This is a genomic window from Sphingobium fontiphilum (genome assembly GCF_014196635.1).
GTDB lineage: Bacteria > Pseudomonadota > Alphaproteobacteria > Sphingomonadales > Sphingomonadaceae > Sphingobium > Sphingobium fontiphilum.
The window spans coordinates 138,957-151,639 of the sequence record NZ_JACIEB010000006.1; the positions used below are offsets into that span (position 1 = coordinate 138,957).

Sequence of the window (12,683 nt, forward strand, 5' to 3'; positions counted from 1 at the left end):
GGGGCTTCATGCCGAATCGTGTTTCTGCTATGTTCCGAGCCTATGGAGTTGGTCGTGATGTTGCTCGGTCTGATCCTGTCCGCCACCGGCATCGTCCTCTTCGCCTGGGCGATGTTCCGGCTCGCCGTCTTCGCACTCCCGGTCGGGCTCGGTGCGGCCGCATTTCTGTGGGCGGGGGGTGGCGAACTGGGGCCGTTGCTCGGTCTGCTTCTCGGCCTCGTCGTCGGCGTCGCGGTCTTGCTGATCGGACGCATGCTCATCGCGTCGCGGTTGCCCGTTCCGCTTCGCGGAGCGATCGCGCTTCTCTTCGCCGTGCCCGCCGGGATCGCCGGCGGCAGTGTCGTCTCCAGCCTGATGCAGCTCGGCGGTGCGGGGCCGACCGCGACCGGCATCGCCGCGGCGGTCGGCGCGATCATCATCGCCGGTGCCGCCATGATGAGCCTGTTGCCCGCGATGACCGCTTGCACCGGTTCGAACGGATCCCCGCTGCACGGTTGATCTGTTGGGGCCAGTGGGCCGAGTGCTCGCTCCTCGTGTCACCGCGCGCATGGCGACCACGACGAGAGTGCTTCAAGACGGCAGGGTCTGACCTGACGCATCCGGGTTTTCAGGCGCCTCGCGCCTGCGGCGCGACCGCCGCTCTATTCCGCTAGGCTCACATCCGTTCGCCAAGCTCCACCGGGCCACGCTTCGCGCGTCCCGGCCAAAGGTGACGATCGGACTGGCGGGATGCCGGAGCCTTGCTCCGGCCTGTCGTCGCCGCGCCTGACCGGCGCGGCGGCATTTTTCGTTGGGCCTTCCCCTCGTCGCGCGGGTGGGCGGCGCTCCCTTCTGGGCCCGGCCCGGCGTCCCGCAAGCCGGCCTTCGACTGCGCTCGGGTCCGGCTCCTCCATTGCATTTCGGCCCTGCGGGTGCGGACCGCCTCCTGGCCGCGCCCGGCAGGTCGCAATTCGCCGCCCACCCCCGCTCCGGGGGAGGCCCTGGGGTTTTTGGGGCGGCATTGGAGGATAGCCATGCACCAGACCGGCAGCCAACGCGCGCGCGCAGAGGGCAGCAAACGCCAGCCCCCGGCGGAGCGCGCCAATCTTTACGACGAGGTGACGGGCCGCATTGTTTCCGAACTTGAGGCGGGCCGCTTCCCTTGGGTCCAGCCTTGGGGCCGCCCCAATGGTCAAGGCTTCTCCGCCGCCCCCGGCCTCCCGCGCAACGGGCTCACCAGCCGCAATTACAGCGGCGTCAATGTCCTGATCCTGTGGGGAGCAGTGATCGAGAACGGCTATCCGTCGCAATCGTGGCTGACCTTCCGCCAAGCCTTGGAGGCGGGCGGCAATGTCAGGAAAGGCGAGCGCGGGACAAGGGTTGTCTATGCCGACCGCTTCACCCCCGAAGCCGAGAAGGAACGCGCGCGCCAGACCGGCGGCGAAGCCCGCGCGGTGCCGTTCCTCAAACGCTTCACCGTGTTCAACGTCGCACAGTGCGAAGGCTTGCGCCCCGGCCTTGCCACCGACCCCGCACCGCTTCCCGAACGCCAAGTCGTGCCGATCGCCGAAGCGGTCATTGCGGCATCGGGCGTCGATTTCCGCATCGGTGGGGACAAGGCCTACTATGTCCCGAGCGCCGACTATGTGCAGGTGCCCCCGCAACCGGCCTTCCACGAACAGATCAATTTCTACCGGACGGCGCTGCACGAACTCTGTCATGCCAGCGGCCACCCGTCGCGCCTCAATCGCAATCTGCGCAATGCGTTCGGCAGCAAGGACTATGCGCGCGAAGAATTGATCGCCGAGATGGGATCGGCCTTCCTTTGCGCCGCGCTCGGCATCGTGCCGACCGTTCGTCACGCCGATTATCTGGCATCATGGCTCGACGTGCTGCGCGAGGACAATCGCGCGATCTTTCGCGCGGCCAGTCAGGCGAGCAAGGCCGCCGATTGGCTGCTTGCCCGCTACGCCGAGACGCAGGACGAAGGGAGGGAAGCGGCATGATTACGCTCCCCCATGCGATCCTTTCGGCGCTGCGCGCGAATGCGCGCGCCAGCCGCCTCCACGAGCAGCGCGACGAACGGTTCGACCCGTTCCCGGTGGTCAAATTCTTCAATCCGGTCGGCGCGGCGACGTGGATCGCCACCGAGCTTTACGACGATGGAGACACGCTGTTCGGCCTCGCCGACTTGGGGTTCGGATGCCCGGAAATGGGCGTGTTCTCGCTTACCGAGATTGCGGGCGTCCGCTTGCCCTTCGGCCTGTTCATCGAGCGCGACGAGCATTTCGAGCCGCTGGCCCCGCTTTCGCTATGGTCCGATACCGCGCGGCGCATGGGTGCAATCGTTCTGGCCGAAGCCGAACTTCGCCGCATCACCGATAGCCGGAACGGCAACGAGCTTCCGCCGCCTCTTGATGATCGAGGGGCCGGATGACGCGCGGCGCGTTTCGCCGCATTGAGTGCCGGTCCCGCCCATCCAGCAAGACAAACGGGACCGGCGCTCCAGAAGGAGCAGACCAATGAAACTCGACTTTATCGACCATAGCAAGCTGGTTCCGTCCAAGGTGAACATGCGGCACGGACCCAAGCCCCCGGACGTGGGCGACATTCTGCCCTCGATCCGCAAGCGCGGTGTCATCGTGCCGCTGATCGTGCGCCCGCAGGCGGGCAACGATAATGGCGTCCACGAAATCGTCGCCGGGCGGCGGCGCTGGACGGCGAACGCCATCGCGCTTGTCGAGGGCATCGACCACGGCCCGCTTCCCGTCGCCATCCTCGACGCCGGGGACGACGCCGACGCCATCGAGGCATCGCTTCTCGAGAACACCCGGCTCGATCCCGACGAGGTGACGCGATGGGAAACCTTCGCACGGCTGGTCAAGGAGGGCCGCGACATTGCGGATATCTCCGCGACGTTCGGCATTCCCGAGCTTGGCGTGAAGCGTATCCTAGCGCTCGGCAACCTGCTTCCGCGCATCCGCGATCTTTACCGCAAGGAGAAGATCAACGCGGCGACCGTCCGGCATCTGACGCTGGCGAGCAAGCAGCAGCAGAAGGCATGGCTGGCGCTCTACGACGATGACGACGCCTATTGCCCGACCGGCCAGCAATTGAAGGCATGGCTGTTCGGCGGGCAGTCGATCAAGGTCGAACATGCCCTGTTCGACGTCGATGCGAGCGGCCTTGCGATCGTCGCCGATCTGTTCGGCGAAGACCGCTATTTTGCAGATGCCGACGCGTTCTGGACCGCGCAGAACGCCGTAATCGACGCGCGCAAGGAGGACTATCTGGATGCCGGATGGTTCGACGTGGTGATCGTCCCGCCCGGCGAATATTTCTACCGCTATGAGTTCGCCAAGGCACCCAAGCGCAAGGGCGGGCGCGTGTATATAGATGTGCGCGAAAGCGGCGAGGTCGAGGTCCACGAAGGCTATGTGACGAGCAAGGAGGCCAAGCGGCTCGAACGCGGCGAGGCAATCGAAACCGGCCCCAAAGTGCCGCGCCCCGAAGTGACGAGCACGATGCAGACCTATATCAACCTGCACCGTCATGCCGCTGTCCGCGCCTCGCTGACCCGTCATCCCAAGGTCGCGCTGCGCTTGATGGTCGCCCATGTCATCGTCGGGTCGCCACTGTGGACGGTCAAGCCCGAGCCGCAGACCGCGCGCAACGACGATGTGCGCGAAAGCGTCGAAACTTGCCGCGCGGAAACCGACTTCGACGCGAAGCGCCGCGCCGTATTGGACCTTCTCGGCTTCTCGCCCGAGGAACCGACCGTCACAGGCGGCAACGGCGACGACTTCGGACTGGTCGGCGTGTTCCTGCGCTTGCTCGACGTGCCCGACCGCGCCGTAATGGACGTGATCGTCATCGTCATGGGCGAAACGCTCGCCAGCGGCAGCGCCGCCATCGAGGCGGTCGGCGGCGAGATCGGCGTCGATATGGCCCGCTACTGGCAGGCCGACGACGCCTTTTTCGAGTGTGTCCGCGACAAGGAGGTGCTGACCCGCATCGTCGCCGAGGTGGCGGGCGAACCTGTCGCCGCCGCCAATGCGAAGGAACCGGGCAAGGTCTTGAAGCGCATCGTCCGCGACCATCTGGAGGGTGCGAACGGGCGGCCCAAGGTCGAGGGTTGGGTGCCGAAATGGATGGCGTTCCCGCCCGCTACCTATACGGCGCGCGGCGGCGTCGGCACCGTCGCGGCTCATGCCAAGGTGCTCGCGGCGCGCCCCGACCGCGAGCCGGAACCGACCGGCCCCGGCGCGGTGATTGCGCTTCCGGCCCCTGCCAAGGCCGAGCCGCAGGAACAGCCCGAGCGCGAAGCCGCATGAAACTGGACGGGCGGCGGCGCACCCGCCGCCCGTTCCGTCCCCCATAAAATCGCCGCGCCGCTCGGCCGCAAGCGGCCCTCGCGGCGCGGATTTCAGACAGGAGACTTGTCATGGCCGACCGTGTTTCGGCATCCATCACCATCGGCGGGACGCTCCCCGCCAGCCAGCTTCCCGCCTTCGCCGAGGCCATCGCGAACGAAGGGCTGTCCACCGAATGGGACGGCGAACCCTTCGCGCTCGGCGATCTGCCCGAGGGCGAGCCCTTGGCGCTCATGGCGCACGAGGTCGCCTGGGGGCGGTTCGAGGGACTCGAAGCCTTCTGCATCGCGCATGGGCTTTTCTTCGCGCGCTGGTCGGGCGCCTATGCCTGCCAGTGGGGTGCGGAACGCACCGTGTTCACCGGCAGCGGCGAACCGCAAAGCTACGCTGCCGACGAGGACGACTATATCCTCATGGGGCGCTGCACCGCCGAGCGATTGGGCAGCTATGCGGCGATCATCGCGCATTTCGATGCGGCCGACTTCGCGGTGCCCCCGCTTGTCATCACGCCCGAACGGGAGGAGGCGAGCAATGGCTGACATCTGGATTCAGGGCAGCTTCGCCTTTCGCTGCACCGCCGCCGAGTGCGCGCTGATCGAGGAAGTCGCAAACGCTGGCTACGCGCTAGCGAATGACGACGCGCCCGATCCGCCGAGCGCGGCGCTGCTCGCAGCCTTTCCGCCGGACGATGCGAACGCGCGGTGGAGCGGGTTTCGCGAGGCGTTCAACGATCCCGAATTTCCCACCATCGGAGCCGATTTCATCGCTGAAACCTGCCCCGACGATCCATCCGCGCGGATCGTGTGTTTCGCCAGCATGGACGATTTCGATGCCGCTGCCATCGCGGTGGTGATCCAGCGATGTTGCCCCGAAACGCTCGCCAAGGGGCCGATCGGCTTTGAATGGGCCATGACCTGTTCCAAGCCCCGCATCGGGGAGTTCGGTGGCGGCTGGTGCGCGATTTTCGCAGACCGCATCGAGATCGACGCGACCAACGAGGCGCTGTCGCGCGCGCTCGCGGGCGACGGCAACTAGCCCAAATCGCGCCGCACTGCGCGCTCGCGTGCCGAAAACCCCTGCCGCCTGACCTACCGGGCGGTGCGGCGGATCACCGTCCGGGCGCTTCCGCATAACGTGCATTCGTCCTTCTGCCGCTCGAATCCGCGCGTGCCGCCGAGCGCGCAGGTGACGACATTGGCCTGTGCGGTAACCGACAGGTTGAGCCGGTCAGTCACGCAGGCATCGCACACCGCCGCGCCGTCCAGCCGCACGATCAGCCGTTCGATCTGCCCCGCAATCGTCGTTCCTTCGTTCATCGCCGTGAGGCTATAGCCGCGGCCTCGTGGCCGCGAAAGCAATCATGGCTTCCCGGAAAGACGCCGGACTGGGCTTCCTGTCCGCGCGCGCATCTCGTCCTTTCGTGTCTCACCAACCCGTCGCCGGCTCCTTGGGCGCATGACCTGGGACGGCCGCGCGCCTCGCGAAACCATCGCGCGGAACTGATTTCCCCGCGCCGCTTTGGCGGCGCTCCTCGCGGCCGCTTCGCTCCAAATCAGCCCCGCGCTTCCGGTCCTCCGCTTCGCTTCGGCCTGCGGTTCGCAGCGCGCTCAAGGGCCGTCCCTTCGGTCCGCCCATCGCCCGGCATCGGGTCGGGCGAATGTGCAAGGAGACGAGAAATGCCCTCAATCGGTCATGTCCAGCGCCAGAACGACGGTTCGTTCCGGGGCGCCTTGAAGACGCTTTCGGTCAATGCCGAGATCGCCATCATCCCCAACCGCAGTAAGACCGGGGACCAGCCCGACTACCGCGTGCTGTCGAACGGCGTCGAACTGGGCGGCGGCTGGATCCGCACCGGCGAGGTGAGCCAGCGCGAATATGTCCGCCTCGCCATGTCGGCCCCCGAACTTGGCGGCCGCACCCTCTACGCCAATCTCGGCCGCGCCGCCGGGCAGGACGACGACGACGCGTTCGCCGTTATCTGGAACCCCGGCGACTGAGCCGGATCGGCCCCGCGCCGGTCACCCGGCGCGGGGCTTTCCTCATGCCTTGAGGGCTTGGCGTGGGCCTTTTCCTGCACCGGAACGCGCTTGCGGGCCTGCAGAGAGGAAGAAATCCGCTCAGCAAGCACCGAGTATCCGGCGGCGAACGGACCGCCTCAACCATCGACGGTTCCCCCAATTTTCACGCCACCTGCGTTCCGCTTCGCTCCACTCCGGCGACGAGAAAATCGGCTCCCCCGTCGCCCGCTTCGCGGCCGCTGCGCGGTGGTTGACCCCGCCCGCTCCCCGCCGGGCGATGGCTCATCTTTCGCTTGTATCAGGAGGATGAGATGTCGGTTGAACAACAGATCGAGGAGCTTCGCGCGGAGCTTTCATGGTGCGATGACGCGGGAGAACGGCGGCAGATCGAAGCCGAATTAAGGGCCGCTGAGAAGAGGCTGAAGCGGTGCAATCGGGCGCTGCGTCAGGCCGAACAGGCAGGCTGGCAATAAGGCGATGCGCTGTTGAAGGGGCAGGTTCGCGGGAGTGGTGCCGCATGGCGCCGCTCCCCTTTTTTGATCGGGAAGGCGGGAAGGCAAAGCGGGCGTCTGGGGCGGCAGGTGGCAGTCGGGCTCGATGGCAAGATAGAGGCAAAATCTCGCGATTTTGTAAGTGTTTGTCTGCACATCGTTTTTTGAAGGCTTTTGCGAGACTCGCCCTTTGAGTGCGAGACAGGGTTACCAGGAGTGGCGGTTTTCTGGGCTTTTCCGATCCCAATCGCGAGACTCCTTGCGCTCTGGCGAGGACGCGCCATTCTTATCGGCGGGGAGCGTCATTCCGGCATGGAAGGACGCCGCTATGCGCGATGATGAGTTCGAACCGCAGCTGGGCCGGATGCGCGGCCGGGGCAAGGAGCAGCGCTACCTGAGCCGCGTCGTGAAAGCGGCAAAGCGGGCCGGCATGAAAACGGGCAGGCGCGGCCGTTTCGACGGCAGCCGGATCGGGCGCGGCGCGAGTGTTGCGCGGGTGCTCAGATCGCGCGACCGATTGGGCGCGTTCCGGTCGCGCCGCGTGATCGTCAAGATACGGCCTGTCGGCCTTGGCGGGAAAGGCATGGGCGGTGCGAAGGCGCACCTTCGCTATATTCAGCGCGACGGCGTGACCCGTGAGGGCGAGGCTGGTGCGCTCTACTCGCCCGACAGCGACGTCGCCGATGGCAAGGCGTTCCTCGAACGGTGTGACGGCGACCGCCGCCAGTTCCGGTTCATCGTGTCGGCCGAGGACGCCGACCAGTATCCCGACTTGAAGCCGTTCGTGCGCCGGCTGATGACGCAGATGGAGCAGGATCTTGGGACAAAGCTCGATTGGGTGGCGGTCGACCATTTCAATACCGGCCATCCGCACACGCATATCGTGGTGCGCGGCGTAAACGATCGGGGTGAGAATCTGCTGATCGCGCGCGAGTATATCTCGCACGGGAGCCGGCAGCGGGCGATCGAGATCGTCAACCTCGACCTGGGGCCGCGCACCGACCTTGAAATCGAAGAGCGGCTTCGCAGCGATACGGGTGCCGAGCGGCTGACCGCGATCGACAGACGGCTGATCCGCGACATGGATACCGCGCGGCTGGTCAGCGCGAGCGATGGCGATCCCTTCCAGCAATCGCTTCGCGTCGGTCGCCTGCAGAAACTCGGGCGCATGGGACTCGCCTCGCATGTCGGCAACGGCACCTGGCGGCTTGAGCCCGACCTTGCGAACACACTGCGCCAGATCGGCGAGCGCGGCGACATCATCCGCACCATGCAGCGCGAGCTGACCGCGCGGAAGCTCGATCGTGCTGCGGTCGATCGCGTCATCTACGACCCGGTCGCGAAGGAGGCGACGCCGATCATCGGCCGCGTCGTGATGCGCGGGCTCGCCGACGAACATGAAGACCGTCATTATCTGCTGGTCGACGGCATCGACGGGCGCACCCATTATGCCGAGATCGGCAAGGGCGAGCTGGTCGACACGATCCCCGAAAATGCCATCGTCCGGATCGCGCCACGCGAGGGCGGCATTCGCGCCGTCGATCGGACGATCGACGAGATCGCGGCGGCGAACGGCGGGCGCTATTCGATCGACGCCCATCTGAAGCACGATCCGACCGCCAGCGAACGCTTCGCCGAAACGCATGTCCGGCGGCTTGAAGCGATGCGAAAAATCTCGGGCGTCGTCGAGCGCGAGCCCGACGGAAGCTGGATCATCGCGCCGGACCATCTCGCCAGGGTCGAGAGGTTCGAAGCCATGCAGTTCCGCGACCACCCCGTTGCCATTGAAACCCTGTCGGCGATCCCGCTCGACAAATTACCGGGAACCGATGCCGCGACCTGGCTCGATCGCGAGCTGGTCGCCGAAGCGCCGGTGCCAGTGCGCGATGCTGGGTTCGGGCACGAGGTTCGTTCAGCGCAGGCGATGCGACGGCAATGGCTGATCACCGAACAGCTTGCAGACGAACAGGATGGGCAGACGGTCTATCGGCGAGGGATGCTCGCCGCGCTCCAGCGGCGAGAATTGCTGCGTGTCGCCCGCCAGCTCTCCGACAAGTTAGGCGTTCCGTTCGCCGAGGCCAGAGAGGGGGAGGCTGTTCAAGGCAGGCTCGTGCGCGCAGTCGAGATGACGAGTGGTCGCCATGCGCTCATCGAACGGTCGCGCGATTTCACGCTGGTGCCGTGGCGCTCTGTTCTCGATCGCCATGTCGGTAAATCGGTCTCGGGCATCATGCGCGACGGCGGGATCAACTGGACACTCGGGCGGCAGCGCAGCGGGCCGAGCGTCTCCTGATCCGGAGGATTCGGGCTTTCTATTTTCATGAAATTATGTTTTCATGGATTCATGAAAAATATCGCAGCGCAAACCGATGTCGGCGACGAGCATCTTCAGGTGCAGATTCCTGCCGTTACGAAACGCGATCTCGGTCAACGGTCGCTCGATTCCCGCGAGCCGATCCGGATGATCGTACTGCGGGCACTTGAAGCCTATGGCGTGAGCGTCCCCGCAGACGCGATATCGGATCGCCGGAAGGGCAGGCGATGAGCGAGGATTTCGAAGCTCTCACTGTTGCGGATTATGCGAAGCAGGCCGCGCGGACTGATCAACGCAGCGGTGGCCGCGCACTGGGCTTCTCGATGCTTGGCCTTTTCGGCGAAGTCGGCAGCTTGCTCAGTGAGGCCAAGAAAAAGCAGCGCGACGATGCCTCCTACCTGGGTTACGCTCACGCCGTCGCGGAAGAGCTTGGTGACGTCCTTTGGTATCTGGCGGCGATCGCACGGCGCAGCCGCATGGCGCTCAGCGACATCGCTGCCGCCGCGGCGACAAACGGCGGACAATGGCAGACGGGCGGCAACGAAACGCTCAGTTTCCATGCGCTGCAGCCGCAGCACATTCCGCTTGCCAAGGCACCGATGCCGCAGTTCGAGCATAGCCTGCTCGCGCTGGCAGGCGACGTTGGGCTGCTCATCAACGATTTCCAGGCGGGCGGTCTTGCGAAGGACCGCGAAGCACTCGCGGGCCGGCTGGTCGCGGTCATGCGCCGGTTGATCCAGGCGGCAAACGAATCCGGTGTTACCATCGAGGCTGCCGCCGTGAAGAATCTTCACAAGATCTTCGATCGCTGGCCGCGCGAGCGCATCTATCCGGCGCCGACCGATGCGGCGCTCGACCCAGAAGAGCAATTGCCGCGGCGGATGGCGATCGACGTCTATGAACGCACCGTTCGCGGGCAGACATTCGTGTATCAACGCTCAAGCGGTGTGTATGTCGGCGACCGGCTCACCGACAACGCGCTCGAACCCGACGACTATCGTTTCCACGATGTCTTTCACTACGCTTATGTCGCGGTGCTTGGCTGGTCGCCAGTGCTGCGTGCGCTGCTCCGTCTCAAGCGCAAGAGCGATCCGAAACTCGACGACGCCGAAGACGGTGCTCGGGCGATTCTCATCGAAGAGGGCATAACTTCCTGGATTTTCGGACAAGCGCAGCAACTCCGGTACTTTGAAAACGTGAAGCGCGGTGGCCTTCCGCTGGACATGCTGAAGCATGTCCGCCAGTTCGTCGCCGGCTACGAATCAGAACGCTGTCCGCTGTGGCTTTGGGAGGAAGCGATCCTCCAGGGCTATACGGCTTTCCGCTTCCTTCAGGAGCATCGGCGCGGCCGCGTCCTGATCGACTTCGCCAATCGCCGCCTGCGTATCAAGGAATTGCCGTCATGACCCCGAAATCCTTTGTGTCCACCCTGGCGGCGACCGAACTTCCCTCAGTGTTCAATCCCTGGCGCGATCGCTGCACGGTCCATGACCGCAGCGACGCCGCCGCCCGGCGCCGCGACAATCTCGAAATGCTGCTCACCGCGGCGCTTGATCATCGCGTCGAAACGATCTGGATCGCGCGTGATCTCGGCTATCGCGGGGGGCGGCGTACGGGCGTACCGCTGACCGACGAAATTCACCTCGGACATGCCGGCACGCTGATGGGCGGCATCGCATTTGAACGTGCGACGCAGGGACCCGCCGTGGCGGAGCGCACCGCGGCGATCGTCTGGCGTGTGCTAGAGCGGATCGGTCAGCCTGTCATGCTCTGGAACGTTTTCCCGTTCCATCCCCATGAAGCGGATGATCCGATGTCGAACCGATGCCACACGCGAAGCGAGCGCGAGGCGACCTGGCCGATATTGCAAGCCCTCGTGTCAATGATCCGGCCCCGCCAGATCGTCGCGATCGGGCGCGACGCTCACCTGGCGCTGGACGGTCTCGACATTCCGACCACCGCGGTCCGCCATCCGAGCTACGGCGGGCAGCGCGAGTTCATCGAGGGCATGTTCAGCCTGTACGGTGTCGCGGATGACAACGATGAGCCGCTAGAACTGCCGTTGGGCGCGCCTCACGCCGCAGCACGGAGATGTGCGCTCGCCTGATCGCAGCGTTCAAAGAGTTGCTTAAGATCGCCGCGGTTCCAGTTGGCGGTGTCGACCGTGGCGTTGGTCGAGACGATCGTGAGCGGACCCAGCGCGACCCCGCCTTCCTTGGCGATGAATTCGAGCAGACGGCCGAGGCCGATCAGATTGCCGAGCAGTTTTTCGATATAGTAGTGATTGCGGTAGAGCGCGGTCATGCCGAGGCGACGATCGTCGCCCTTGCCGATCAGCTTGAGACTGGCAAAGCTCAGGCACTGACCGCCGTAGGGCGAGTCATTCACGTCGCGGGCGGGGTCGAAGATCAGCAGTTCGAATTTGTTGAGCGCTCGGACGTTCGGGTTGCGCAGGCGCTCGACGATGCCCCAGATTTGATTGATTGGCTGGCCGTCGGCGCGGGGCAATTCCATCATCCGTTCGAAATAATAGCCCGACCAAGCGCCCGACCTCCGGACCTTCGGCAGCACGTTGTCGCGAAACCGGTCGAAGAATTGCGGCGCGCCGTAGCGCCTGTACAGCGCTGCCGGAAAAATCGTGTTGGCGACCGTCTCGATGGGCTTCTTGCCATGGCCCGAAAGGAAGGCATCGACTTCCGCCACGACGGGATCGGCGAGTGTTGCGCGCGCAGTCGGCTCGGCCACGGAGATGACGACATTCTGCGCCTGGTGTCCGGTGGCGAGGTCGACGAGCCGGACCGCCTCGCGCCAGCCAGCAACGCAGTCAGGCTGCGGCGGTATGGGAAGATACATCGACTTCCTCCGTCAAATTTGCCGTGGCGAAAAGGCGCGGCGCTAGAAAGCGCTCAGTAAGCCAGGCGTGGCCTTCCAAGCCCCAACCTGGTCCCCAGCTGTTGCGGATGAGAATGGCCGGGGTGCCGTCCACGGTTCCATGCCCGACCGCGACGACCGCGTGCCGTTGCGCTGGCTCGGGGAGTTCGTCGTTCGCCGGATCGACGACGCCATCACCGCGCGGCTGGAAGAAAGACCGTGACAGCATCGTCAGCATGAGCACCGGCGTGTCACGATCCAGCGCGGCAAGGATGGATGACAGGTCGGTTCCATCCCTCTGTCCGTTGCGGCCATAGAGCGGGCCAACGGTCGCCGGCGGCGTCCACAGTCGATGATCGGCTGGAACCGCTGCCAGATACGGCCAGCCTTTCTCGTCGGGTTGGCCATCGAGCCGTAGCGCGTCCAGCATTGTGGATAGCAGTGCGCCGCTCGTCGGCGGTCTGCCCGCCCGTTTCTGCGCGGCATAAAAGGCGAATTCACACGACAGCGGTGCCCAGCCGTCGCGAAGCCCGGCGTGGGTGTCGCTCGCGGCGAATGCGAGGCATGTCGGCCGCGCGCCTTGATCGCGCGCAGGCCCGAACAGCGGCCGAAGGTCACGGACGATATCGATCATGGG

General features: G+C 65.4%; 14 protein-coding genes. 11 read left to right on the forward strand and 3 right to left on the reverse strand.

What is annotated here, in order from left to right; all coding sequences use genetic code 11:
- The first annotated feature begins 54 nt into the window (after positions 1-54).
- From GGR44_RS13035 to GGR44_RS13060, 6 genes are all read left to right on the forward strand, one after another.
- Positions 55-498: a hypothetical protein gene (locus tag GGR44_RS13035; protein ID WP_136175471.1), complete on the forward strand. Its 444-nt coding sequence runs from the start codon at positions 55-57 to the stop codon at positions 496-498.
- Positions 499-1,013: 515 nt separating this feature from the next.
- Positions 1,014-1,985 (forward strand): ArdC family protein, encoded by a 972-nt coding sequence (locus tag GGR44_RS13040; protein ID WP_017499955.1) that lies wholly within the window; start codon positions 1,014-1,016, stop codon positions 1,983-1,985.
- Complete coding sequence (locus tag GGR44_RS13045) at positions 1,982-2,416, forward strand: DUF2958 domain-containing protein (protein WP_017499954.1); 435 nt, start codon at positions 1,982-1,984, stop codon at positions 2,414-2,416. Before GGR44_RS13040 ends, GGR44_RS13045 begins: the two co-directional genes overlap by 4 nt.
- A gap of 85 nt (positions 2,417-2,501) precedes the next feature.
- Positions 2,502-4,313 (forward strand): ParB/RepB/Spo0J family partition protein, encoded by a 1,812-nt coding sequence (locus tag GGR44_RS13050; RefSeq protein ID WP_017499953.1) that lies wholly within the window; start codon positions 2,502-2,504, stop codon positions 4,311-4,313.
- 110 nt (positions 4,314-4,423) lie between these two features.
- Positions 4,424-4,891: a hypothetical protein gene (locus GGR44_RS13055; RefSeq protein ID WP_017499952.1), complete on the forward strand. Its 468-nt coding sequence runs from the start codon at positions 4,424-4,426 to the stop codon at positions 4,889-4,891.
- Complete coding sequence (locus GGR44_RS13060) at positions 4,884-5,387, forward strand: hypothetical protein (protein ID WP_017499951.1); 504 nt, start codon at positions 4,884-4,886, stop codon at positions 5,385-5,387. The genes GGR44_RS13055 and GGR44_RS13060 overlap by 8 nt, the downstream gene beginning before the upstream one ends.
- A 53-nt stretch (positions 5,388-5,440) precedes the next feature.
- Here the strand turns inward: GGR44_RS13060 and GGR44_RS13065 are convergent, their stop codons facing one another.
- Entirely contained in the window at positions 5,441-5,668 is a 228-nt protein-coding gene (locus tag GGR44_RS13065) for a hypothetical protein (protein WP_017499950.1), read from the reverse strand.
- A 360-nt stretch (positions 5,669-6,028) separates the two neighbouring features.
- On the opposite strand from GGR44_RS13065, the gene GGR44_RS13070 reads away from it, so the two are divergent.
- The 5 genes from GGR44_RS13070 to GGR44_RS13090 all read left to right on the forward strand — a co-directional run bounded on the left by GGR44_RS13070 (position 6,029) and on the right by GGR44_RS13090 (position 11,282).
- Complete coding sequence (locus GGR44_RS13070; protein WP_017499949.1) at positions 6,029-6,349, forward strand: DUF736 domain-containing protein; 321 nt, start codon at positions 6,029-6,031, stop codon at positions 6,347-6,349.
- Between the two features lie 840 nt (positions 6,350-7,189).
- On the forward strand, positions 7,190-9,154 hold the full coding sequence (rlxS, locus tag GGR44_RS13075) for a relaxase/mobilization nuclease RlxS (RefSeq protein ID WP_017499947.1): 1,965 nt from the start codon (positions 7,190-7,192) through the stop codon (positions 9,152-9,154).
- A 51-nt stretch (positions 9,155-9,205) separates the two neighbouring features.
- Positions 9,206-9,406 carry a hypothetical protein gene (locus GGR44_RS13080; protein WP_017499946.1) on the forward strand — a complete coding sequence of 67 codons (201 nt, stop codon included), beginning with the start codon at positions 9,206-9,208 and terminating at the stop codon, positions 9,404-9,406.
- Positions 9,403-10,581: a nucleoside triphosphate pyrophosphohydrolase family protein gene (locus GGR44_RS13085; protein ID WP_017499945.1), complete on the forward strand. Its 1,179-nt coding sequence runs from the start codon at positions 9,403-9,405 to the stop codon at positions 10,579-10,581. Before GGR44_RS13080 ends, GGR44_RS13085 begins: the two co-directional genes overlap by 4 nt.
- Positions 10,578-11,282 carry a uracil-DNA glycosylase gene (locus GGR44_RS13090; protein ID WP_017499944.1) on the forward strand — a complete coding sequence of 235 codons (705 nt, stop codon included), beginning with the start codon at positions 10,578-10,580 and terminating at the stop codon, positions 11,280-11,282. Before GGR44_RS13085 ends, GGR44_RS13090 begins: the two co-directional genes overlap by 4 nt.
- On the opposite strand, the gene GGR44_RS13095 is transcribed toward GGR44_RS13090, so the two are convergent.
- Positions 11,249-12,028 (reverse strand): thymidylate synthase family protein, encoded by a 780-nt coding sequence (locus GGR44_RS13095; protein WP_017499943.1) that lies wholly within the window; start codon positions 12,026-12,028, stop codon positions 11,249-11,251. The two genes, GGR44_RS13090 and GGR44_RS13095, sit on opposite strands and share 34 nt — an antisense overlap.
- On the reverse strand, positions 12,000-12,680 hold the full coding sequence (locus GGR44_RS13100; RefSeq protein WP_017499942.1) for a C1 family peptidase: 681 nt from the start codon (positions 12,678-12,680) through the stop codon (positions 12,000-12,002). Before GGR44_RS13100 ends, GGR44_RS13095 begins: the two co-directional genes overlap by 29 nt.
- Between the last annotated feature and the right edge of the window lie 3 nt (positions 12,681-12,683).